This window comes from Streptomyces sp. NPDC093795 (assembly GCF_044764665.1).
Classification (GTDB): Bacteria; Actinomycetota; Actinomycetes; order Streptomycetales; family Streptomycetaceae; genus Streptomyces.
The window spans coordinates 662,980-685,226 of the sequence record NZ_JBIWIO010000002.1 but is presented as its reverse complement, the minus strand read 5'-3'; the positions used below and the strand labels follow the sequence as shown (position 1 = coordinate 685,226).

Here is a 22,247-nt window from a genome sequence, read left to right as displayed (position 1 = left end):
TGTAGGAGACTGCAGGCGCATGATCAAGGCTCGGTGCAGCGCCAGGCCTGTGCTTCCGGAGAGGTGTCGTGTGCCCAGCATCGTAAAGATCAACGTCCTGACCGTTCCCGCCGAGCAGCGTGAAGTGCTCGAGCAGCGATTCGCCTCCCGGGCCGGGGCCGTCGAGGGGTCCGACGGTTTCGAGTGGTTCGAGCTCCTGCGGCCCGTCGAGGGCACCGACCAGTACCTGGTGTACACCCGGTGGCGCAGCGAGGAGGACTTCCAGGCCTGGATGAGCGGCTCCATGCAGGCCGCGCACAAGGGCGGTGGCGAGGGTGGGGGCGAGCGGCCGAAGCCCGCCGCGTCCGGGTCGACGCTGTGGTCCTTCGAGGTCGTGCAGCAGGCGTCCCCGAAGAACTGAGCTGCGTCCCAGGTCACGCGCGCCGCACAATGGCGCGCATGACCTGGACTTTCTCCCCCGAGCGCGTCGACACCCCGGATGCGACCTCGCTGCGCCGCGACTACTACGACGACGTCGCCAGCCGGTACTGGAAGCGTCCCGCGACCGGGGCGGAGATCGATGAGGGGCTCACGAACGACGGGGTCGAGCTGCTGACCCCGCCGACCGGGCAGTTCCTGGTCGCGCGGTACGAGGGCAAGGCGGCCGGCTGCGGCGGAGTGCTGGTGCTCGACGAGGAGCGCGCCGAGCTGACCCGGGTCTTCCTGCGCCACGCCTTCCGTGGCCTGGGCGGGGCCGGGGTCCTGATCGGCGCGTTGGAGGACGCGGCACGGGGCCTCGGCGCGCGCCGGATGGTCCTCAACACCCGCCTGGATCTCGTCGAGGCGCGCGCCCTGTACACACGGCACGGGTACGCGGAGATACCCGCGTACTGCTCCGGGCCGTACATGGACATCTGGTACGGCAAGGAGCTCTGACCACCCCGTTCCCGCGCCGGCCCGCGTGCGAGGCGACGCGGGGCGAGTCCGCCGGCGTTCGTCAGGCGTGGTGGTCGCGGGGCGGGTCCGGGTTGTGCGGGCGTTCCCCGTCCGAGCCGCAGAGCTCCGCCGTCAGCTCCTCCACCAGTTGCACGAGGTCGGTGGGCCGGTCCGGTCCCCACCAGTCGCCGAGGAGTTCGGCGAGGGACTCCTCCCGCGCCTTGGCCAGCTTCGTCGCCGCCCGTACGCCCTCCTCGGTGAGGATCAGCTGCAGCCCCTCCCTGGTGACCAGACGGCGCTCCTCCACCTGCCGGGACGCCTCCGTGATCGCCCGCAGCGGTACGGGCACGGTCTCGGCGAGCCGGGCGGGTTCCACGGTGCCGTGGCGGCGGACCCGGAGCAGCAGCCAGCTCGCGGCGGGCAGCAGGTCGAGCCCGGCACGGGCGGTGATCTTCTCGTAGATCGCCTTGCGTCCCTCGCGGGAGCCGAGGACGGAGAGGGCGCGGGCGCACTCGTCGTACGAGGAGCGTTCTACGGGGTTGGAGGCGAGCGTCTGGCTGGTGTCGGGCGCGGTGACCGATGCCCGCAGCTTGTCCTCCTTGAGGAACCAGGCGACGACGAAGGCGACGAGGACGACGGGCGCCGCGTACAGGAAGACGTCGGTGATGGAGGTGGCGTACGCGTGGAGGACGGAGGGGCGCAGCTCGGCCGGCAGCCCGTTGAGGGTGCGCGGGTCGGCGGCCACCTGCTCGGGGCCGATGCCGGGCGGCAGGTCCTGGCCGGAGGCGGCGGCTCCGGCGAACACGTCGTCGAGCTTGTGGGTGAGCCGGTTGGTGAAGATCGTGCCGAAGACGGCGACGCCGAAGGAGGCTCCGATGGAGCGGAAGAAGGTGGCTCCTGAGGTGGCGACGCCGAGGTCCTCGTACGAGACGGCGTTCTGGACGACGAGGACGAGGACCTGCATGACGAGGCCGAGTCCGGCGCCGAAGACGAAGAAGTAGACGCTCATCTCCCAGGTGGAGCTGGTCTCCGTGAGCTCGTTGAGCAGGAGCAGTCCGAGGGCGGTGAGGGCGGTGCCGGTGATCGGGAAGACCTTCCAGCGGCCCGTGCGGGAGACGATCTGGCCGGAGGCGGTCGAGGTGATCAGCATGCCGGCGACCATGGGCAGCATGTGGACGCCGGACATGGTCGGGGTGACGCCCTGGACGACCTGGAGGAACGTCGGCAGATAGGTCATGGCGCCGAACATCGCGAAGCCGATGACGAAGCTGATGACCGAGACGAGGCTGAAGGTCCGGATCCTGAAGAGTTTGAGCGGGAGGACGGGTTCGGCCGCCCGTCGTTCGACCCGGACGAACCAGACGAGGAGTACGGCTCCGAGTACGGCGAGGCCGATGATCTGCGCCGATCCCCACGCCCAGGTGGTGCCGCCGAGTGAGGCCACGAGGACCAGGCAGGTGGCGACGGAGGCGATGAGGAAGGTGCCGAGGTAGTCGATGGTGCGGCGGGTGGAGCGCACCGGGATGTGCAGCACGGCGGCGATCACGAAGAGGGCGACGATGCCGATCGGCAGGTTGATGTAGAAGACCCAGCGCCAGGAGAGGTGCTCGGTGAAGAGGCCGCCGAGCAGCGGGCCGAGGACGCTGGTGGCGCCGAAGACGGCACCGAACAGGCCCTGGTACTTGCCGCGTTCCCGGGGGGACACGAGGTCGCCGACGATCGCCATCGAGAGGACCATGAGGCCGCCGCCGCCGAGGCCCTGGACCGCGCGGAACGCGATGAGCTGCGGCATGTTCTGGGCGATGCCGCAGAGGGCGGAGCCGATGAGGAAGAGGACGATGGCCGCCTGGAAGAGCTTCTTGCGCCCGTACTGGTCGCCGAGCTTGCCCCAGAGGGGGGTCGCGGCCGTGGACGCCAGCATGTAGGCGGTGACCACCCAGGAGAGGTGTTCCATGCCGCCGAGTTCGCTGACGATGGTCGGCAGCGCGGTCGAGACGATGGTCTGGTCGAGTGCGGCGAGCAGCATGCCGAGCAGCAGGGCGCCGATCGCGACGAGGATGGTGCGGTGGCTCTGCCCCTGCCCCGGCGCGGGGGCGCCGCCGAGCTGGGAGGGGCTTGTTTCCTGGGCCATGGGCGTCTCCTCGGGCGGCTCGTCGGGCGGCTCGTCGGGCGTCCCGCCGGACGGCCCATGGGGCGGCCTCTCCATCCTGGTCCGAATGTCCGGTTATGGCCTGCGGAAGGGCACGGCTGTTCGCCCACGGGGAGGGGGCGGGCTGCATAATCGCTCGCAGTTGTCTCGGGGAGGGGACCCATCATGACCGGACACATCTGTCCTGAATGCGGTGTACACAGACCTGGCTGCGCCTGCGCCCGGGCGGAGGTCGCGGCGGCCGAGGATTTCGATCCGCTACGGATCAGGCCGTACGTGACGCTGGATTCGCCGGGGGACTCATCGGGGGACTCATCGGGGGGCGGGATTTCGTCGTACGGGGACGGCTCGTCGTACAGGAGCGGCTCGTCGTACGGGGACGGCTCGGCCTACGGGGACGACGATCCGCCGACCGCCCGGTTGGCGGCGATCCGGCCGGTCGAGGGCGCCGACACCGCGCCCGGCCCGGGGGCGTACGGCGCGGAGTCGTTCCCGGGTGAGCCGCACACCGGCGGCCACCACCCCGCCGGCGACCCCTCCGAGACCATGCCGCTGCTGCTGCGCGGCGTCGGTGACGTACCGCCGCCGCTCGCTCAGGAGGGGGGACGGGGGCGCAGGCGGGGCATGGTGGTCGCGGCGGTGGCCGCCGTCGCCGTGGCGGGCACGGCGGCCCTGGCGGCGGCCGTGCTCGGCGGGAGCGAGGTCGAGGACCGGGCGGCCGTGCCCGAGGTGACCACGAGCGCGTCGCTGAACATCGCCGTGTCCGAGGAGCCGTCCCCGTCCTCCTCGTCCGCGAGCCCGGAGCCCACCTCGTCCTCCCCCACCCCGCGCCGGACGTCCGCGTCGCCGACGCCCACCCCCTCCGCGAGCCGCACCACCGCGTCGCCCAGCGCCGCGGCGAGTACGGCGGGCGCCGCGGCGCCCCCGGCGGCGTCACCCTCGGCGGCGCCGACGACCGCATCGCCGACGACGGCTCCGGTCACGACGGCACCCCCGGCGGCCTCGCCTGAGGACGGCGACGAAGAGGAGGCGACCCTGAGCGTCGGCTCCACCGGGCCCGAGGTGCGCGAGCTCCAGCGGCGGCTGTCCGCCGTATACGCCTACCGCGGCCGGATCGACGGGAAGTACGACGACGACGTCCGGGAGGCGGTGGCCGAATATCAGGACTGGAAGTACATCCGGAGTGATCCGGAGGGCGTGTACGGCCCGGACACGCGCCGCGCCCTGGAGGGTGAGACCTCCGGGTCCTGAGGCCCCGGGACCCCGGCCTGCGGACCGGCCCGGCCGGCCGGGCGGGCGGGCGGGTGGCCGGGCGGGCGGGTAGGCAGGCAGGCAGGCAGGCAGGCAGGCAGGCAGGCAGGCAGCTGTGCATACCGACTGTGCGGACCGGCTGGCCAAGACCGCCCTCGGTTTTGTATCGTAGAAGAACAAAGTGGCCCCGCCCGCGAAACCCTGACCGGTGGGCGGGACCGCTTCGTTCTCCGCGCCACCCCCTCTGGAGACCCGATGGCTGCCACCACCCCGGCAACGCTCACCGCCCGCGCCCTCCTCCTCGACATGGACGGCACCCTGGTCAACTCGGACGCCGTCGTCGAGCGCTGCTGGCGGCGCTGGGCGGAACGGCAGGGCCTCGACACGGACGCCGTGCTCCGGGTGGTCCACGGCCGCCAGGGGTACGCGACGATGGCCGTTCTCCTCCCGGACCGGCCCATGGAGGAGAACTACGCCGACAACCGGGTCATGCTCGTCGAGGAGACCGCCGACCTCGACGGCGTCGTGCCCGTCCCCGGCGCCCCCGCCTTCATGGCCGCGCTCGCGACGCTTCCGCACGCCCTGGTGACCTCGGCGGACGAGGCCCTCGCGCAGGCACGGATGGGCGCCGCGGCGCTGCCGATGCCGGAGACCCGGGTCACCGCCGAGTGCGTCGGGGCCAGCAAGCCGGACCCCGAGGGCTTCCTCAAGGGCGCGGCCGAGCTCGGCTTCGACCCGGCGGACTGCGTCGTCTTCGAGGACTCCGAGGCCGGCATCCAGGCGGGCCGCGCGGCGGGCATGCGGATCGTGGGCGTGGGCCCGCGGGCGGCGGCCTTCGCGCCGGACGTGCATGTCGCCGACCTCACGCGGCTGCGGGTCGAGCCCGCCGCCGACGGCTCGATCCTCCTGACGGTCCTCCCGTAGGACCTCACCGCCAGGGGGACAGAGCCCCACTTCACAGACGACGAGACCCCGGACCCGGGAAGGGCCCGGGGTCTCGTCGTACACGAACCTCGCCCGTCGTCCACGAACCTCGGAGCGCCGGGCGGAACCTGGCGCTCCATCAGGACACGTCATACCCCTTGATGTGACGTGTCCATGTCGCCACTCTGTTACCTGGCGCACCCCCCACCGAAACCTGGCGCCGCCACGATGACCGGGCCACCGCCCGGCACCCAGCGGGGACGGCCACCGGCCAAGGTCCCCCATCTCAAGGGAGTTCACATGCCCATCGGCATGATCTACGCGCGTCGACTCGCCGTTCTCGCCGCCTCCGCCACCCTCACCGTCACCGGCCTCCTCGCCACCGCCCCGGCGGCCCAGGCCGCGATGCCCACTCCCGTCAGCGCCGCCACGGCGCGCACCTACCTGGCCTCCCTCACCGTGAAGGCGGAAGGTTCCTCCACCGGCTACAGCCGGGATCTGTTCCCGCACTGGATCACCCAGTCCGGCACCTGCAACACCCGTGAGACCGTCCTCAAGCGCGACGGCGTGAACGTCGTCACGGACTCGAGCTGCGCCTCCGTCAGCGGGAGCTGGTACTCCGAGTACGACGGCGCCACCTGGACCGTCGCCTCCGACCTCGACATCGACCACGTCGTCGCCCTCTCCGAGGCTTGGCGCTCGGGAGCCAGCTCCTGGACCACCTCGCAGCGCCAGGCCTTCGCGAACGACCTGACCCGCCCGCAGCTCATAGCCGTGACGGACAACGTCAACCAGTCGAAGGGCGACCTCGACCCGGCGGAGTGGCTGCCCTCCAGGACCGCCTACCGCTGCACCTACGCCCGCGCCTGGGTGCACGTGAAGTACCACTGGAACCTCAGCATCGACTCGGCCGAGAAGAGCGCCCTCCAGTCGGTACTCAACGGCTGCTGACCGCAAGGATCCTGAGGGTCCGTCAGCAATGGTCGCCGGGGAGTGAGCCTCGCCACACACTCCCCGGCGGCCGAATGTTGAACTTGCAAGTACTAGTGAGGGGTGCCTAACCTACGGCCATCGGTTTCCGTCCCCACAGGCCGAAGGAGTCCCCCCATGAACGCCAACCCGACCGCCGAAAGGCGCACGAGCAGCCTCGCCGGCCGTCTGAACGAGGCCCAGCCGTACGCGCTCGGCCTCTTCCGCATCGTCGTCGGCCTGCTCTTCGCCTGCCACGGCGCCGCCTCGCTCTTCGGCGTCCTCGGCGGCAGCACCGTCCCGGCCGGCACCTGGCCGGGCTGGTACGCGGCCGTGATCCAGCTCGTCGCCGGCGGCCTGGTCCTGGCGGGCCTGGGCACCCGCAGCGCCGCCTTCCTCGCCTCGGGCTCGATGGCGTACGCGTACTTCGTGGTCCACCAGCCAGAGTCCCTCTTCCCGCTGCAGAACGGCGGCGAGACCCCCGCCCTGTTCTGCTGGTCCTTCGCCCTGCTCGTGTTCACGGGCCCGGGCGCGCTGGCCCTCGACCGGCTCTTCGGGAGCCGGGGCGGCGCGGGCACGACGCCGCGCAAGACGGGCGGGTACCGCGAGGAGCAGGGCGCGTCACAGGTCGCGGCCTGAGCCCTCGCCGTACGGGCTGCAAGGGGCTGCCCTCGCCGTACGGGCTGTGATCGCCGCACCCGGCACCCACCCGGCAGGCGGCGTGTCGCCCCCGCGTAGGCTCTGGCCCTGTGAATCTGCTCGACAGCCTGGGATCGCTGCGGTCGCTCACCGCCGGCCCATGGATCTACCCGGTGGTGGCGACGTCGATCCTGCTCGACGTCTTCCTGCCCGTGCTGCCGAGCGGCTTCCTGGTGATCACCGCCGCGACGGCGGCGGCGACGGCCACCGCGGCCACCCCCGACGTACCGTCACTGCTCCCCCTGCTCCTCTGCGCGGCCACGGCCTCGGTCCTCGGCGACTTCCTGGCGTACCGGCTCGCGCGGCGGGGCGGCGCCAGGCTCGACCGGGCGATCGCCCGGTCGAGGCGCCTGTCCGTGGCGCAGGAACGTCTCGGCACCGCGCTGGCGCGGGGCGGCGGCCTGCTCGTGGTCCTCGCGCGCTTCGCCCCGGCAGGCCGGTCCGTGGTCTCGCTCGGCGCGGGCGCGGCGAAGCGACGGGTGGAGGAGTTCCTACCGTGGTCGGCGCTCGCGGGCGTGACCTGGGCCTCGTACAGCGTGGGGCTCGGCTGGCTCGGCGGTCAGTGGCTGGGCGCGACCTGGTTCAGCGCGGGGGTGTCGACCCTCGCGCTCTTCCTGGCGGGCGGTCTCGCCGCCTATCTCATACGGCGTCCGGCTGTGGCTCCCGCTCCTGCCGCCTGACGCCGGGGTGCGCCCCGCGCACCTCCAGGTCGTCGAGGAGTCTCGCGGTCGCGTCGGCGATCTCGTCCACGGCCCGCTCGAAGACCTCGCGGTTGTGGGCGGCGGGGGCGCGGAACCCGGAGACCTTGCGGACGTACTGCAGGGCGGCGGCGCGGATGTCGTCCTCGGTCGCCTCCTCGGGCAGCGCGGGCGGTCGGAGAGTCTTGATGCTGCGGCACATGCCTCCAGTGTGGCGCGCGCCACTGACAACGGCCCGGAACGGCCGCATCCCCGGCCGTCTCCCCGCTCTCCCCCAGCCGTCACCCGGCCTCCCCCGGCCGTCTCTCCGCCTTCCCCAGGCCGTCACCCGCCCTCCCCCGCCGTCTCAGGCCCCGAGCCCCCGTCGGCTACGCGCGTTGATCTCGGCGGCGCGGGCCCGCAGCTCGCGCAGGGGCGTGGCGAGCTGCACGTCGGCGGGCTCGGCCTCCCACTCGCCGCCGTCGTGGACGGGCCGGATCAGAAAGCGCCCGGAGACGCTCTCCACATAGAAACCGACGCGCCCGGTGGCGGTGTCGCGGACGAGGTCACCGACCTCGGGCAGTGGCTGCACGTGTCCCCTCCGTCCCGGTCACCTGAAGCATGGGGACACCCAGAGAAGCCCCGCGCCCCCGCCCTGTCAACGTATCTCTAGAGATGTCCCCCGATGGATGGATCGACCGGGCGGGGCGGCGTACACGTGTGCACCCTCGCCTCGGGGTGCGCCGTAGGGTGTCCCGCAGATGAAGGGAGTGGTCCACCCGTGACTGACCAGGACAGCGCTCGCCGCCCCAAGTACCAGCGCATCGCTGATGAGTTGAGAACGGCGATCCACTCGGGCGCGTTCGCGCCCGGCGACCGGCTCCCGGGCGAGAACGACCTCATGACGACGTACGCGGTGGCCCGGATGACCGCGCGGCAGGCCCTCTCGGTGCTGCGCGGCGAGGGTCTCGCCGAGGCCCGCAAGGGCGCCGGGGTCTTCGTCCGCGTCTTCCGGCCGCTGCGCCGCCGGGGCATCCCCCGGCTGTCCGGCGAGCAGTGGGGCAACGGGCGTTCGGTCTGGTCGGCGGACGTGGAGGACCGGGACCTGGTCGTCGACCAGGTCGAGGTGGGCGAGACGGCGGCCGGCGCGCGGGTCGCGGGGGCGCTGGGCCTGACGGCGGGCGCGCCCGTCTGCGTGCGCAGCCGCCGCTTCGTCCTGGACGGCAAGCCGGTGCTGCTCTCCGTCTCGTACCTCTCCGCCGAACTGGTCCGGGGTACCCCGATCACCGAGGCGGACACGGGGCCGGGCGGGACCTACGCGCGGCTCACCGAGCTGGGCCACCGGCCGGTGCGGTTCCGTGAGGAGATCCGCTGCCGGATGCCGTCGGCGGACGAGGCGGACCGGCTGGTCCTGGAGTTCGGGACGCCGGTGGTCCTCATCGGGCGGACGGCGTTCACGGAGCGGGGGACGGCCGTGGAACTCAACGAGATGACGCTGGACTCGTCGTCGTACGTCCTGGAGTACGACTTCGACGCGTGACCTCGAACCGGCGCCCCGGATCGGCGTGGGCGACCTCCCCGGGGAACTCCGACGCAGCCCGCGCGACGGCGCCCTCCGGCCGCAGGCCCGACCCGACGTGGGTCACGACGAGGCCGCGTGCGCCGGCCAGGGCCGCGCTCCGGCCGGCCTGCTCGGCGGAGTGATGGCCGGGTCCCTCACCGTCCGCCTCGCACACGAACAGGTCGCAGTCACGGGCCAGTTCGACGAGCGAGGGGCAGGGTTCACAGTCGCCGGAGTAGGCGAGCGAGCGCCCGGCCCCGTCCTCCACACGCAGCGCGAAGGACGGCGGCCCGTGGGTGACGGACCGGGACCGCAGCGTGAGCCCCCCGATCCGTACGACATGCCCGTCGTGCAACTCCTCCACGGCGAACGCCCGCTCCACGGGGCTGCGGTCGGGGCCGTTGGTGAGGAACCCGGCGAGCCGGTCGGCGATTCCGGCAGGGCCGAACAGGGGAACCGGCAGCGACACCTCCAGGTCCGCGTACAGCAGCGCGTAGAAGGCGGTGAGGAGGTCGGCGGAATGGTCGGCGTGCAGATGGGAGATCCACACGGCGTCGACGTCACCGAGAGCGACGTACCGCTGGAGCTCGGCGAGGGTCCCGCTCCCGGCGTCGACCCAGACACGGACCCCGCCGCCCTCGACGAGCAGGCCCGAACAGGCGTTGCCGGGACGGGCGAAGGGCGTGGCGGAGCCGAGGACGGTGAGACGCAGGGACTCGTCGAACATAAGACAATCCTAAACAAGCCTCCGCCAACTCATCGGTTTCTGTGCGGACGAGGTGAAGGGCGTGCATATTCTGTGTGCTCGTCGGGCCCCATCGGCGGGCGCCCGGCAGAAACTGAGGGACATTCATGCTTCGCGCACGCACGTTCGCGGCCGTGACCGCGGCCGCCGCCTCCGGCATCCTGCTGCTGCCCACGCAGGCGCAGGCCGCCGGCTCTGTGCACCTGTACAAGATCTACTACGACAGCCCCGGCGCGGACTACCGCTCGAACACGAGCCTGAACGCCGAGTACGTGCAGATACGCAACACGACCGGCGCGGCGGTCAACCTCCGCGGCTGGACGCTCACGGACGTGGCGAACCACAAGTACACCTTCGGCAACTACGTCCTCGGCAAGGGCCAGATCGTGACGGTCCGCACGGGCCGCGGCACGAACACCGCCGCGAACGTCTACCAGAACCGCGGCGCGTACGTCTGGAACAACGACCGCGACACGGCGACCCTGAAGAAGTCGAACGGCACGCGGGTCGACGTCTGCTCGTACAACTCGACGCGGGTCGACTACACCTGGTGCTGACCCCGCACCACAGGTGACACACGACGGGCTCCGGGAGAACCCCGGGGCCCACTCGCGCTAGTTCGGACTCGGCCCGGCACTCGGACTCGAGCTGGGACTCACACCCGGACTCGGACTCGGGCTCGACTCCGGTGACACCCGCGGCGAAGGTATCCCCTGCGGCTGCTGCTGCACATCGGCGCCGACCTGCCCGCCGAGCGTCATCACGTTCAGGGTCGCGGAGTTCTCGTTGGCGATGGCCTTCTCGACCCGGGCGACCAGCGTCGAGAACGCGTCCCGCTTCGACAGCTGGTGATACGGCCCCACCTTGGCCTCGAAGTAGACCCGCTCGTGCCCGAGAAGCTGCTCGGTCGACCGGTAGTTCTTCCACTGCTCCCGGTACCGGTAGACGCTCTCCAGCGACACCGCCGCGACGACGACCACACTGAGCACCGTGGCCGTGACCCGCGCGAAGGCCAGATCCAGATTCACGAACACCGGCACGAGCGCCGCACCGACGACGGACACGGTCCGCATCCGCAGATGCATCGCCTTCATCCGGGTCGCCTTGGCGTCGTACCACTCCTGGTACTGCGAGAGCCGCGTCTCGATGTACCGCTGCGGCGTCATCTCACCACCGCGCACCCCGGCTTCGGGCGCGTCCCCCACCTCATCCATACGGGGAGTACACCGCCCCACCAACCCCCCGTCAACCGAACCAGAGCACTCACCCGAGCACACCGAAGGCCCCCCGCCATGATCGACGAGGGGCCTTCGTACTGGTGGGCGCGGACGGTTTCGAACCGCCGACATCTGCTTTGTAAGCCTGGCACCCGCAGCTCTGATCCGTCACCGCAGCTCACCCCCTCTGCGCGCTACGACAGCTGTCACAAGCCGTGGATGCCGCAGCGATCCTCCGGTGACCGTGGTTGACCGCTCAATCTGGCACGTATCTGGCACGCGACGCTCAGAGTTCACCCCGCTCGCTCACGACATCGTCGGCAGGCTCCCCATAGCGCAGCACAACGTGCGCCGACGGAAACTTACACAATCGCGAGAACGCCAACCTGTCGCGCTCGCAACTACCTTCGCAGACCGGTCAGCCCAACCGTGGAGCGTCACACTCTTCTACCCGTCTGCAGTTTGGCGAATTGCATTCAAGAGATCGGTCATTTCCTGCGACTGCAGCTCCCTCCAGTCCCTAATATTCTTTCGCGGCGACATCATTTGATCACGGATACGCTCACACGTTACAACTGTCTCTTCAATAACAAATAGCAGACCTTCCCAGGCTTTCACGTCGATCGACAGCTCGCTATCCAGTGGCCAATAAGCAACGGGCCAGCGGTCGAAACTTGCGAAATTCAACGCTTCTTTCATCTGAGACAGGCGCGCAAGGACAGGAGCCATAACCGCGCTATGCCCTGACAGGCCAAAGGCTGAAGGTGGTCCAACGTACTGGGCGATTCGCCTGTCCCGCTCCTCTTGATCCAAGTCCCAGACAGATTGAAACTCGTCCTCAAGCGCAGTAATGCGCTCTTGCAGCCCCCGCACTCGAATGACCGCTATCTCACGTTCTACACTCTCGCGAAAGTCAGCGAGGCTGGTTAGCGTTAGGTTTGCATTTCTCGCAACCTGAATCGCCCCAGCCTGAAATCCACTCTCAGCAAAAACAAGCCCACGGTCCGCTCCCACATCGGCGACAATTGCAGAGAACGTGAGGATGCACTCTTTCGGTACGGCTCGATTCCACCTCTTGCATTCGATTACCCACAACCGGGTGACACCTGCCGATGCCATCCGTGCGGTTACATCGACATCGTGTTCACCCCTCGCGCCTGTGACTCTCTCCTCGACCTGGACCGTAAAGCCGAGCTGAGAAAGCGTTGCTGCAACTTCATGTTGATACTGCTGCCATTCGGGCCTATTGACGGCCAACGTCAGCCTCCTTGAGGCGCAGTCGTATTCGGATCTCGGCCAGGCAGGTCTGCCGAGCTGTGCAATCCAGCCTAATTTGCATCAGGCTTTGAGGAAATCTCGTTCTCTCCTAAGCATCCAGCCCTTCCTGGCGAACTTAGGCAGCTGTCACCTGATGGGAATCTCGTAGACGATCTCGCAGAGTGCGGCAGGGACGACGATGTCCGCCGTCTCCACGGGGCGCCCTTCGTCGCTGTAGTACGTCCGGCGGAAATGAGTGACGAGTGCGGCCTTCTGGATGTTGAGCAGTAATGCCTCCTCGGCAGTAGCCCACCGTGGCTCGGGCTGCTCCACGGCATGGCTGACGGTAACGCCGATCTGGGCCATCCGGTTCACGGCGCCGGCCGCGGCGTGAGACCCGCCCTCGGGGAGGACAACGAGGATCCCGCCGCTGAGGTCGTACGGTTCCCAGCTCGTCGACAACTGCACGGGCCGTCTGTCGGCGAGAAACTCGTACACGGTCCGGACTCACAGCTCACCCTCACCGATCCCGAGGCACGCAGCGATCTCCGCCGACGCGGCCACCTTCGCGTCGGTCCAGCTCTCCCAGCCGCCACTCCGCCCCACGGCCTTCATGTCCGCCCGGAACAGCGATCCGTCAGGCTGCTCCCGCGCCGCAGACCGAACCATCCGCACCCGCCGCCGGGGCTCGGCCACGTAGGTCCCGGACCCGGCCCGCCCCTCCAGCGCACCCTGAGGATTTACTTGAGGCTGCCCTGACGTCACTCGTCGAAGGCTGGCGCTGCCTACTCGAAAGAACCCCGTAGGCCCTTCCCCTTTTCGGTTAGGCGCCATGCATATTGGGAGCGGATCCGGCCAGGAACGGGCTCGATCATATCGGCATTCTTGAGCTTATAGAAGACTTGCTTGACTCGGTTCTCTGAGGCGATGCCAGTGAGCGATCGGGCGATCTTATTTGAAATCTCCTCATTGTTGCGGAGATACTCGAGGATCAGCTCCTCGGGGCGCGCAAGGGGTGTGTGTGCCAGAACCACCACGAACGCGTTGTCCTCGACGACGAACTGTGGAGCCTTTAGCTTCGCTGCCTTCATGGCGCTCATGACCGTGTCCAGCCCTTCTCCGATATCTTTATTCGGAGGGTCGGGGTACTTGTTGAGCAGTCGAACGATGCTGGGGTTTCGGGCGAATCTGTCGGTCAGGATATTTTCGGTGGTCATATGACCGGGGAGTCGCCCAGGGCTCCTAACCTCTACCCTGTTGTCGAAGATCGAGATGAGGATATCGTCGGACACGTTGTAGTCCCTGTGGATTACAGCGTTTACGATGATCTCCTTGAGTGCCTCTGGTGGATACTTGACGGGAGCCATCTGGCCGTCCGTGCCCAAGATCGGGACCGCCTCGATGATCTCGGCTACGGCATCCAAGGTCTTCTCGATGAGTACGCGCGCAGGGCCGTCGATGGAAAGGGGAGTGCCCTTCAAATACTTTCTGTCCGGGACACTCTCTTTGCTCTCATATCGGGCAATCTTGACAGAGCAGCGCTTGGGGACAACCGCTGCAGGCTCTTCTGCGTAAAGGATCGCCGCAGCGACTGTGGCTTTTCCGTTCTTTTTTGAAACCAGCCTTTGTCGCGTCAGGTACTTCTCGGGTGTCGTTGCGGGACTATACGTAGAGAGGAATTCCTCCAGCTCTCTTTCGTCCTTGAGTTCCTCGATTTCATAGTCGTCCAGAAGCTGGTCCTCGTACGATCTCGCCCCCTTCGAAAGGGCGAGGTCCGCGATCCTATGCCCCGTCAGTTTGAGCGTCTGCGCACCCCTCCGTTGATACACGTCTCCTTTGGATGTCTTGTGCACGTCAGAGCTCTTCTGGACGGTTACGAGGCAGCAGACTCCGCGTTCAGGCTCTTCGGAGATCCACAGATATTCCATGTCGTACGGAATAGGAGGGCTGACTTCATTCACCAGGTTCTGGTGAATGAAGTTCGCGGCTTCGATGTTTTCCAGGCCTCGCCACCTGTCGATTCCGGTTGCGCGCTTTTCGTCTTCGATCCCTACGATAAACTCGCCGCCCTCCGAGTTGGCCAGAGAGGAGGAGATCTCCTGGATTTTCTTTCCGTCACTCAAAGCGCTTTTGAAATCCCAGAAATGGGATTCCTGTTTGGCGATGATTTCCTTTGCTTCCGCCAGGGAAATCTGACGCTCTTCCACCCGCGCTCCAGGGGTCGGTCCGAACAAAGCTGAGCCGCCAATTCTAGCCGGTTGAGGGTCCTTGGCATCGGGAATTATGAAAAGAGCGGTGGCTCAGGTGCTGGGCCAAGAGGTATCCAGCCGCCCTATGCGGCAAACGGACACCTCGCTCCCAAGTCTGCCGTCGGCCCACACGCCGTGTCTGCTCGGCTCTGCCTGGGTCGACGGCAGACGGGATGGAGCCCCCACCGCCACATCCCACCGGCCGGCACCCGCGAACGGGCCCCCTCCATCCCGGAGCCTGAGCGCCCCCACCCGAGGCATCGTCCTGACCCGCACTCGCGTACCGCCTCCGCCGCATCGTGGGTTCGTCACCCATCAACCCAAGCTGCCAGGCCTGCGGACGGCGCCCGGGCTGGAGCGGGGCGCAGACAGGAGCGCAGGCCCGGGCGACGGGCCGCGCCGTGCACGGCGGGTGCCTTGATGAAGTAAACAAGGTCTTACCGCACTAGTACTGCCATACCGCGTGGGCCTTGGCGTTCAAGACGATGCATTGGAACAGGTCGTCCAAGGAGCACCTGATCTGCGCATCCGGGAGCCGTCGTGACCACGCCATCGCCGCTCACGTCGACGAGCAGATCAGGAAGCTCCGGCCGGGCGAGCCCGGCGACGCCGCCGCCGTCCTCTTGCGTAACTGGCCCGACGCCCCTCCGCCGCTTCCCCGGCTGGGGAACGAACAAGGCCCAGGTTCCCGGTTCAGTACCGGTGACCTGGGCCTTTGTCTTGCTACCTGCTGGTGGGCGCGGACGGTTTCGAACCGCCGACATCTGCTTTGTAAGAGCAGCGCTCTACCCCTGAGCTACGCACCCGTGGAAGAGGCAACAGCCTACATGGCGCACCGGTGGGTCCTGCAAACGGATACCCGGTCGGCGGCGGGGGCGGAGAGTGGCTCGGTCGTGACGGGGCGTGACGGGGGGCGTGGCTTTGGGGGACTCTCCGCTTTTGCCCGCGGCGACTACGGCGACGTCGCCTTCCGCTCGGCGAACTGACCGGCCCGTGTGCGCGTCCCTACCGGGTGGGAGAATGAACCAGACCGGGCACGGCGGACACAGCACGGGAGAGGTACGTGGCGGCGAGCGACGCGAGGGGGGCAAGCGGCGTTCGGCGTCGTGACGCGCCGAGCCGGGGAGAGACACGTACGGGGTCCCGGCCCCGCGGGGCCGGGACGATGGTCCGGCCGGCCGGAGGCTCGGTCTCCGGGCTGCGGCTCGCTCTCGCGCTGCCCCTGCTGCTCGGTGCCCTGCTGCCGCACGCCTTCGCCGGTGGGGGGACCCGTCGCTGGTTCGGTGGGCGGGGGGAGGGGCAGCGGGCCGAGGCCCAGGCCGCCAAGGACGCCGCCGCCTCGGCCTTCTACGAGCTCGACACCGCCCAGCGCGGACTGCGGATCTCCGTCGAGACCATCACCGCCGTCGACAGCTCCCCCGAGGCGCGCCGCGCCGTCGAGGGCTTCGAAGCCCTCGGGCGCCGTATCGACGAGGTCAGCCTCACCTACATCGGCGCCGTCGACGCCCACGACCTCGACCGCGACGAGCTCGACGCGGCGACCGCCGGCCGGGCCCGCGCCGAACTGACCCGCGCCAAGGACGAACTGGACCGGGTGAAGGGCGAGCTCGACCGGTACGAGCAGGGCCTCGGGCCGCTCCTCGACCGTGCCGAGACACAGCTCGCCCGCCTCGCCCCCGCCGTCGAGCGCGCCCGGCAGGCGCTGCGCGGCGCGAGCGGCGCCCTCGACGCCGTACGGGAGAGCGGGCTGCGCGCCGACGACCTCGCGCTGCGGCTCGCCCAGCTCGGGCCCGAGCTGACCCGGCTCAACGAGGGCGCGGGCCGGCACGGCGTCCCCGAGACCCTCCAGCGCGCCGACCGGGTCCTGCGTGACGCCGAAGCCGTACGGGCCGAGGCGGAGCGCCTGCCCGAGCGGGCCGCCGAGATCGACCGGCGCCTCGTGTCCCTCCGTACCCGCACCGAAGCGCTCACCACCCGCACCGGGGGCGTCGAGCCGGTCCTCTCGGAGCTGCGGCGGCGTTTCACCGCGTCCTGCTGGCAGGACCTCCAGCACGTGCCGGAGCAGGCCGCCGACACGCTCCGGCAGGCCGAGGAGCGGCTCGCCGAGGCGGGGAAGGCGCGGGCCGAGCAGCGCTGGCCCGACGCCACGTCGATGCTCTCGACCGTCCGCGCGCTCCTCGACGCCACCGACGAGGCCGTCTCCGCCGCCGGAGACCGGCTGCGCCGTCTGAACGCCGTCGCGAAGGACCCGAAGGCGGAGATCGACCGCACCCGGTTCGCCGTACGGGACGCCCAGCGGCTCGCGATGGACGGGCGCAGCACCCCCGAGCCCCGTCACGCCCGGCCCCTCGATGAGGCCGTCGCCCGGCTCGACCGCGCGGTCGACACCCTGGAGGGCCGCCACCCGGACTACTGGCACTTCCTCACCGAACTGGAGGGCGTACGGGCCACGGCCGCGCACGTCGTCGGGCAGATCCGGGAGGAGCGGGGCGCCGGTCACTGAGCCGGGGCGGGGCGGCTGCCCTTGGCCCGTGAGCGGCCCCCCTGCCCACCGCCGGGCGCAGGCCCTAGCCTGGTCCCATGCCTCGTTACGAATTCCGCTGCCGCACCTGCGGCGACACCTTCGAGCTCAGCCGTCCCATGGCCGAGTCCTCCGATCCCGCCTCCTGCCCCGCCGGGCACGACGACACCGTGAAGCTGCTCTCGGCCGTGGCCGTCGGCGGTTCCGCCGGCTCCGCCCCCGCGCCGAGCGGCGGCGGCGGGGGCGGCTGCTGCGGTGGGGGCTGCTGCGGCTGACCCACCGGAGACGACGGTTACACGGCGGCGGCCGCCCGGAAGCGGCGCAGGATCTCCTCCCCCGCCGCGACCCCGCGTTCCACGAGGACGTCGAGGTGGGGGGCCGTCCAGTCGCTGTCGGCCAGTTCGCCGTGGCCAGGGCGCCAGGCCCTGTCCGCGGCGAGCAGCAGGTCGGCGTCGAGGAGGGAGTCGCCGGCGGCCAGGGTGAGCGTGGCGCCGGTGCGGCGGGCGACCTCGCGGACGGCCGCGCCCTTGGTGAGCGGCTTCGGTACGGCGTACACCTTGCGGCCCTGGAGCGAGACCGTCCAGCCGCGCTCCCCCGCCCAGGCGCCGAAGCGCCCCAGCCAGTCCGCGGGGAGCCGTTCCCGCTCGACGACGAGGTAGGCGAACAGGTCCTCGGCGACGCGGTGCTTGCGTACCCAGGACAGGTCCGTGGTGGCCGTCAGGTAGGCGCGGATCTCGGACAGCGGCGCGCACTCGTCGGCGAGCCGGCGCAGGACGGATTCGTGCCAGTCCTGGTCGGTGACGCCGTCGACGAGGATGTGCCCGCCGTTGGCGCAGATCGCGTACTTCGGTGCGGCGCCGGGGAGTTGGATGCGCTGGTACTGCTTCCGCGTCCGCGTCGTCGTCGGGACGAAGACGGCTTCGTCGGACAGCCGGGCGAGGAGGTCGGCCGCGTCCTCGGTCATGTAGGAGAGCGGTCTCGCCTCGTGGACCTCGACGCAGAGCAGCCGGGGTGCCTCGGCGTCGGGCATGCCGAGGGCGAGCGCCGCGGACGAGTAGATGAGGGTGCGGTCGAGGTCGCTCGCGACCAGGGTCGTACTCACTGGGACACCACCGCCTTGCCGTCGGCGCCTGTCGCACCCTTGGTGTAGTGAGGGTGTATCAGACCCACGCAGCTGTACGGAAGTTCGTCGACCTCCTCGACCGGGACCCCGCGCTGCTCCGCGAGCAGGCGGACGTGCGCGAGGTCGGCGTCGGCGCCCCGCTTGGCGAGGATCTTCCAGGGGACGCGGCGGAGCAGGACACGGGTGGTCTCGCCGACGCCCGGCTTGACCAGGTTGACGTCGTGGATGCCGTACTCCTCGCTGATCCGCTCCACGGCGGCCCAGCCCTCCCAGGTGGGCGTGCGGTCGGTGGCCAGGAGTTCCTTGACGTCGGTGTCGACGGTGTCGGCGACCTCGTCGAAGTGGGCGGCGACGGCGTCGAGGAAGTCGTTCGAGACGTCGGCGCCGGCCAGTTCGCGGTAGAACTTGCCGCCGTGGAAGTCGTCGGGGCCGACGAGGTCGGCGCGGAGGACCGTGCGCGATATCAGGCCGGAGACCGTGGAGTTGAGGCACGCGGAGGGGATGAGGAAGTCCTCGCGGGTGCCGTAGGTACGGACACAGGAGCCGGGATCGGCGAGGACCGCGATCTCCGGGTCGAAGCCCGCCACTCCCTCCTTCTGCTCGAACACCCTGATCGCCTCGGCGAGTTCGCGGGTGATAGCGCCCTTGCCGGTCCAGCCGTCGACGAACACGACGTCGGCCGGGTCGTGGTGGGCGGCGAGCCAGCGCAGCGCGTTGGCGTCGATGCCGCGGCCGCGCACGATGGACACGGCGTAGTGGGGCAGGTCGAGGCCGTGGCGGGCGGCCGCCCAGCGGCGCATGAGGACACCGACGGGGGTGCCGGCCCGCGCGAGCGAGACGAGGACGGGGCTGCGGCCGGGCCGCTCGGCGAGGACGGTCTCGGTGACGGTGCCGACGGCGTGGGCGATCCGGGCGGCGGAGCTCTCCAGGGCGCTGTGGAAGAGCTCCTGGTAGCGGGCGCTGGGCTGGTACTCGACGGGGAGCGACTCGGCGTAGTGCGCGCCGCCGCTCTGGATGGCTTCCTCGCGTTCCTCGGTGGGCGCCTCCAGCTCGACGTCCGAGAGGTCCTGGAGCAGCCAGCCGACCTCCTCGGGCGCGTACGAGGAGAAGGCGGGGCCGCGGAGGGGCTCGGGCAGCATGGAGCTCCTTTCGGGAGCTTCGGGGTCGGAGAGGTCGGAGAGCTGGGGGGTGTACGGCGCGTACGAGGGGACGACGGCCAGCACCACGCGCGGGATGTGCGCGGCGAGCTGGGCGAGGAGGCCGTCAGGGGCGTGCAGGGCTGGGGTGTCGGCGGTGGAGTCGACGACGACGACGACGGCGTCGAAGCCGGCGCCGACCACGTTGTAGGCGTAGCGCTCGCCGGGTCCGTCGGCGGGGGCGTCGTGGGCGGGGAAGACGAGCCGGGTGCGTATCGCGTAGCCGGGGTCGTCGACGGCGAGGACGGGCGAGCGGGTGGTGGTGGAGTACCGGACGTCGTGTCCGGCGTCCTCCAGGGCGGTGCCGAGCCGGAGCGGCGCGTACATCAGCTCCTCGAACCCGAGCACGAGCACGCGGGGCCCTGCGGGCGGCTGGGCGGGGGTGGGGAGTGCCTCGGTGGACGCTTCCGGGAGGGCTGGGGGCGCGCCCGGCGTGGCGGGTGCCGCCGGGGCGGCGGGGGGCGCCGGGTCGACGGCGAGGGGCGCCGGGGTGGCGGCCTGGTTGGCGGCGGGTGCCGCCGGGGCCGCGGCGGGCGCCGGATTGGCAGCGGGCGCCGGATTACCGGCGGGTGCCGCCGGGGTGCGCAGTGCCTCCGCGATCCTGTCCGCCATGGTCGGCAGGGCCGTCTCCAGGGCGGCTCGGTGTTCCGGTGTGAAGCCGTGGCGTCCGCCGTCGGGTATGCCGTCGGGCCAGCCGAGCGTGATCCGTACGGGGGCCGGGCGGGCGGAGGAGGCAGGCGGGGCGGGTGTCGGCTCGTACGGGCTCTCGTGTTCCGTCACCAGGGCCTGGCCCTTTTCCAGTACGCCCTCCGGGAGGCGAACCGTTCCCGCGGCGCCGGAGATCAGGTCGACGCGGGCGCCTATCTCCGCCGCGAAGGCGTCCAGGCGGCCCAGGTCGGAGGCGGAGCGCATGTCGACGAGGGCGACGACGACGTACCGGTCGCGCGGGTAGCGCTCGTGGAGGGCGCGGACCGTGTTGAGGACCGTGTTGCCGGTGGAGAACTCGTCGTCGACGAGGACCAGCGGCCCGTCGCCCGCGAGCAGCTTCGGGTCCTCGGGCAGCAGCAGGTGCGAGGTGGCGTGCGAGTGCGACTCCTCGAAGCCGCCCGCGCGGGCGACGCCGGCCACCGGTCGCCGGGTGGAGTGGAGGTACGGGGCGAGGCCGAGGCCGTCGGCGACGGCGTGGCCGAGGGCGGTGGCCGTCTCCGCGTACCCGAGGACGACGGACCGCGCGGCCTCCTCGTCGCCGAGGAGCGCGCGGACGCGCCGGCCGAGGTCGAGGCCGGAGCCGTACACCACGGACGGCCGCTGGGGCACGTGCTTGCCGAGCACGCTGGAGACCAGCAGATGCGCCCGCTTGGGGTTGCGACGCAGTGCGAGGCCCAACAGGGCCGGTAGCTCCTCGTCGCCGATCAGTTCGACGCCCAGTCGCTCCGCGACCCACGTTCCGGTCCACACCACGTCGTCGACGTCCCTTCGTCAGCCGGCAAGTCCGGCGGTGAGCAGATCCACGAAGCCGACGTCCTCCTTGGCGACGCCGAACAGTTCGGCGCGCAGCAGGGTCCGTTCGGCCCACGCGCGATGCGGCTTCACTTCGTTCATCTTGTTCGTGTAGGCGGAGCGGAGCACTCCGCCGCCGCCCAGTTCGGGCCGCAGGATGTCCTGGGCGTCGCTCCACTCCTCGTGGCTGACCACGGAGAGCGCGTGCACCGGCACCACATGGCTGGGGTGGATGCAGGTCTTGCCGAGCAGTCCGTTGGCGCGGTCGAGTTCGATCTCGCGCAGCAGGCCGTCGAGGTCGTGCTCGATGAGGGCCGTGCGCAGGTCCTCGGCGCTGCCCTCCAGGAAGGGGCTGCGGCGCAGCTGGGGCTTGAACATGCGCTCACCGGGCCGGAAGTACTCCCAGACGGGGCCGGTGACGGTGAAGCCGGTGCCGTCGGAGCGGCCGAAGACGTTGACGACGTCGGAGATGACATGGGCGACGATCTTGACGTCGTAGGCGGTCATGTCGGGCGAGCGGCGCAGCCCGTAGGCGGAGCAGAAGTCGGTGACGCCGAGGCGGAGGGCGAGGACGCGGTCGCGGTACTTGTCGGTGATCGCGGCGATGCCGGCGAGGGTCTCGGCCCGGGTCTCCAGGTGGAGGAGCTCGGGGGACTCCAGGACGGGCATGGCGAAGAGGCGCCGGCCGCTGGTCCGCTCGGCCTGGGTGAGCGCTTCGAGGAAGTCGCGGCCGCGGGCCTCGGTGAACTTGGGCAGCACGAATCCGGACAGCAGGCGGACCGTTTCGCCCAGTCGGGTGACGAGGTCGGTGATCTGGTGCGGTTCGCGGACCCGGATGAAGAGCAGGGGCACGTCCGTGGCGGTGTCGGCGTCCGTCACGGGGGTGCGGGCGAGGTCGGCGAACTGGCGGACGAGGTTGTCCTCGCCTGCTTCGACGTCGGCGTCGCTGATGGAGTCCTCCAGGCAGAGCACCATGGAGACCACTCCACGGGCTGCCTGCTTGCGCACGTCGTCGGCGAGCCGCGGCCGGGTGGCGGGGCTGTAGAGCGTGGCGCCCAGGGCCACGGCGAGCGTGCGGGCGGGCGAGTCGGCCGTGAAGGCGGACGGCTCGCGGTGGAACAGCGCAGCCCGTGTCATGGACGGGATGTGCCCGAAATGACGCATATAAGTCCCCCGTCTGCCTTTCTGGACCTGATGACATGTGGCCGGTAATAGTACGTAGGTGCGGGTGTCCACAGTTCCCTTTGCGCATGAAATCCAGGTAACTCGTCAGCATCCGTCCCCCCGTCCCGGT

Annotated in this window: 21 protein-coding genes, 1 tRNA gene and 1 pseudogene; 11 read left to right on the top strand and 12 right to left on the bottom strand. The window is 70.2% G+C overall.

Going from position 1 to position 22,247, the window contains the following annotated elements:
• Positions 1 to 70 precede the first annotated feature (70 nt).
• Entirely contained in the window at positions 71 to 400 is a 330-nt protein-coding gene (locus ACIRB7_RS08100; RefSeq protein ID WP_403593972.1) for an antibiotic biosynthesis monooxygenase family protein, read from the top strand.
• 29 nt (positions 401 to 429) lie between these two features.
• Entirely contained in the window at positions 430 to 915 is a 486-nt protein-coding gene (locus tag ACIRB7_RS08095) for a GNAT family N-acetyltransferase (protein ID WP_403593969.1), read from the top strand.
• Positions 916 to 976: 61 nt separating this feature from the next.
• Here the strand turns inward: ACIRB7_RS08095 and ACIRB7_RS08090 are convergent, their stop codons facing one another.
• Positions 977 to 3,046, bottom strand: coding sequence for a DHA2 family efflux MFS transporter permease subunit (locus ACIRB7_RS08090; RefSeq protein WP_403593966.1), 2,070 nt, complete (start codon positions 3,044 to 3,046; stop codon positions 977 to 979).
• A gap of 294 nt (positions 3,047 to 3,340) precedes the next feature.
• Between ACIRB7_RS08090 and ACIRB7_RS08085 the strand changes: the two genes are divergently transcribed.
• The 5 genes from ACIRB7_RS08085 to ACIRB7_RS08065 all read left to right on the top strand — a co-directional run bounded on the left by ACIRB7_RS08085 (position 3,341) and on the right by ACIRB7_RS08065 (position 7,587).
• Entirely contained in the window at positions 3,341 to 4,315 is a 975-nt protein-coding gene (locus ACIRB7_RS08085) for a peptidoglycan-binding protein (protein ID WP_403593962.1), read from the top strand.
• A gap of 255 nt (positions 4,316 to 4,570) precedes the next feature.
• Positions 4,571 to 5,239 carry an HAD-IA family hydrolase gene (locus ACIRB7_RS08080; protein ID WP_403593960.1) on the top strand — a complete coding sequence of 223 codons (669 nt, stop codon included), beginning with the start codon at positions 4,571 to 4,573 and terminating at the stop codon, positions 5,237 to 5,239.
• Positions 5,240 to 5,545: 306 nt separating this feature from the next.
• Positions 5,546 to 6,190 (top strand): HNH endonuclease family protein, encoded by a 645-nt coding sequence (locus tag ACIRB7_RS08075; RefSeq protein WP_403594415.1) that lies wholly within the window; start codon positions 5,546 to 5,548, stop codon positions 6,188 to 6,190.
• A 156-nt stretch (positions 6,191 to 6,346) separates the two neighbouring features.
• A complete protein-coding gene (locus tag ACIRB7_RS08070; RefSeq protein WP_403593957.1) occupies positions 6,347 to 6,847 on the top strand; it encodes a DoxX family protein in 501 nt (166 codons plus the stop codon).
• A 110-nt stretch (positions 6,848 to 6,957) separates the two neighbouring features.
• Positions 6,958 to 7,587, top strand: a complete 630-nt coding sequence (locus ACIRB7_RS08065) for a DedA family protein (RefSeq protein ID WP_403593955.1) — start codon at positions 6,958 to 6,960, stop codon at positions 7,585 to 7,587.
• On the opposite strand, the gene ACIRB7_RS08060 is transcribed toward ACIRB7_RS08065, so the two are convergent.
• Together ACIRB7_RS08060 and ACIRB7_RS08055 are read right to left on the bottom strand one after the other, a co-directional pair.
• Positions 7,547 to 7,807, bottom strand: coding sequence for a DUF2277 domain-containing protein (locus tag ACIRB7_RS08060; protein WP_403593952.1), 261 nt, complete (start codon positions 7,805 to 7,807; stop codon positions 7,547 to 7,549). The two genes, ACIRB7_RS08065 and ACIRB7_RS08060, sit on opposite strands and share 41 nt — an antisense overlap.
• A gap of 144 nt (positions 7,808 to 7,951) precedes the next feature.
• Positions 7,952 to 8,176, bottom strand: coding sequence for a hypothetical protein (locus ACIRB7_RS08055; protein ID WP_403593949.1), 225 nt, complete (start codon positions 8,174 to 8,176; stop codon positions 7,952 to 7,954).
• A gap of 189 nt (positions 8,177 to 8,365) precedes the next feature.
• Between ACIRB7_RS08055 and ACIRB7_RS08050 the strand changes: the two genes are divergently transcribed.
• The gene (locus ACIRB7_RS08050; RefSeq protein ID WP_403593946.1) at positions 8,366 to 9,124 is read left to right on the top strand and encodes a GntR family transcriptional regulator; all 759 of its coding nucleotides are present in this window, start codon (positions 8,366 to 8,368) and stop codon (positions 9,122 to 9,124) included.
• Here the strand turns inward: ACIRB7_RS08050 and ACIRB7_RS08045 are convergent.
• On the bottom strand, positions 9,066 to 9,872 hold the full coding sequence (locus tag ACIRB7_RS08045) for an MBL fold metallo-hydrolase (RefSeq protein ID WP_403593943.1): 807 nt from the start codon (positions 9,870 to 9,872) through the stop codon (positions 9,066 to 9,068). The genes ACIRB7_RS08050 and ACIRB7_RS08045 overlap by 59 nt on opposite strands.
• A gap of 125 nt (positions 9,873 to 9,997) precedes the next feature.
• Between ACIRB7_RS08045 and ACIRB7_RS08040 the strand changes: the two genes are divergently transcribed.
• On the top strand, positions 9,998 to 10,447 hold the full coding sequence (locus ACIRB7_RS08040; protein WP_403593940.1) for a lamin tail domain-containing protein: 450 nt from the start codon (positions 9,998 to 10,000) through the stop codon (positions 10,445 to 10,447).
• Between the two features lie 57 nt (positions 10,448 to 10,504).
• Here the strand turns inward: ACIRB7_RS08040 and ACIRB7_RS08035 are convergent, their stop codons facing one another.
• The 5 genes and pseudogenes from ACIRB7_RS08035 to ACIRB7_RS08015 all read right to left on the bottom strand — a co-directional run bounded on the left by ACIRB7_RS08035 (position 10,505) and on the right by ACIRB7_RS08015 (position 15,419).
• Complete coding sequence (locus ACIRB7_RS08035; protein ID WP_403593937.1) at positions 10,505 to 11,104, bottom strand: DUF4231 domain-containing protein; 600 nt, start codon at positions 11,102 to 11,104, stop codon at positions 10,505 to 10,507.
• Between the two features lie 450 nt (positions 11,105 to 11,554).
• On the bottom strand, positions 11,555 to 12,364 hold the full coding sequence (locus tag ACIRB7_RS08030) for a restriction endonuclease (protein ID WP_403593935.1): 810 nt from the start codon (positions 12,362 to 12,364) through the stop codon (positions 11,555 to 11,557).
• Positions 12,365 to 12,511: 147 nt separating this feature from the next.
• Positions 12,512 to 13,129 (bottom strand): annotated as a pseudogene (locus tag ACIRB7_RS08025) (UTRA domain-containing protein).
• A gap of 20 nt (positions 13,130 to 13,149) precedes the next feature.
• Positions 13,150 to 14,571, bottom strand: coding sequence for an RNA-binding domain-containing protein (locus ACIRB7_RS08020; protein WP_403593932.1), 1,422 nt, complete (start codon positions 14,569 to 14,571; stop codon positions 13,150 to 13,152).
• A 773-nt stretch (positions 14,572 to 15,344) separates the two neighbouring features.
• Positions 15,345 to 15,419, bottom strand: a tRNA-Val gene (locus tag ACIRB7_RS08015).
• A gap of 359 nt (positions 15,420 to 15,778) precedes the next feature.
• Here ACIRB7_RS08015 and ACIRB7_RS08010 point away from each other — a divergent pair.
• Together ACIRB7_RS08010 and ACIRB7_RS08005 are read left to right on the top strand one after the other, a co-directional pair.
• Complete coding sequence (locus ACIRB7_RS08010; protein ID WP_403593929.1) at positions 15,779 to 17,116, top strand: hypothetical protein; 1,338 nt, start codon at positions 15,779 to 15,781, stop codon at positions 17,114 to 17,116.
• A 77-nt stretch (positions 17,117 to 17,193) separates the two neighbouring features.
• Positions 17,194 to 17,409 (top strand): zinc ribbon domain-containing protein, encoded by a 216-nt coding sequence (locus ACIRB7_RS08005; RefSeq protein WP_403593926.1) that lies wholly within the window; start codon positions 17,194 to 17,196, stop codon positions 17,407 to 17,409.
• A gap of 17 nt (positions 17,410 to 17,426) precedes the next feature.
• Here ACIRB7_RS08005 and ACIRB7_RS08000 read toward each other — a convergent pair whose 3' ends face one another.
• From ACIRB7_RS08000 to ACIRB7_RS07990, 3 genes are read right to left on the bottom strand one after another with little or no spacing between them, the layout of a single operon-like run.
• Entirely contained in the window at positions 17,427 to 18,236 is an 810-nt protein-coding gene (locus ACIRB7_RS08000; protein WP_403593923.1) for an HAD family hydrolase, read from the bottom strand.
• Complete coding sequence (locus ACIRB7_RS07995; RefSeq protein ID WP_403593920.1) at positions 18,233 to 20,914, bottom strand: phosphoribosyltransferase; 2,682 nt, start codon at positions 20,912 to 20,914, stop codon at positions 18,233 to 18,235. Before ACIRB7_RS07995 ends, ACIRB7_RS08000 begins: the two co-directional genes overlap by 4 nt.
• An 18-nt stretch (positions 20,915 to 20,932) precedes the next feature.
• A complete protein-coding gene (locus ACIRB7_RS07990) occupies positions 20,933 to 22,117 on the bottom strand; it encodes an HpcH/HpaI aldolase/citrate lyase family protein (protein WP_403593918.1) in 1,185 nt (394 codons plus the stop codon).
• Positions 22,118 to 22,247: the final 130 nt, after the last annotated feature.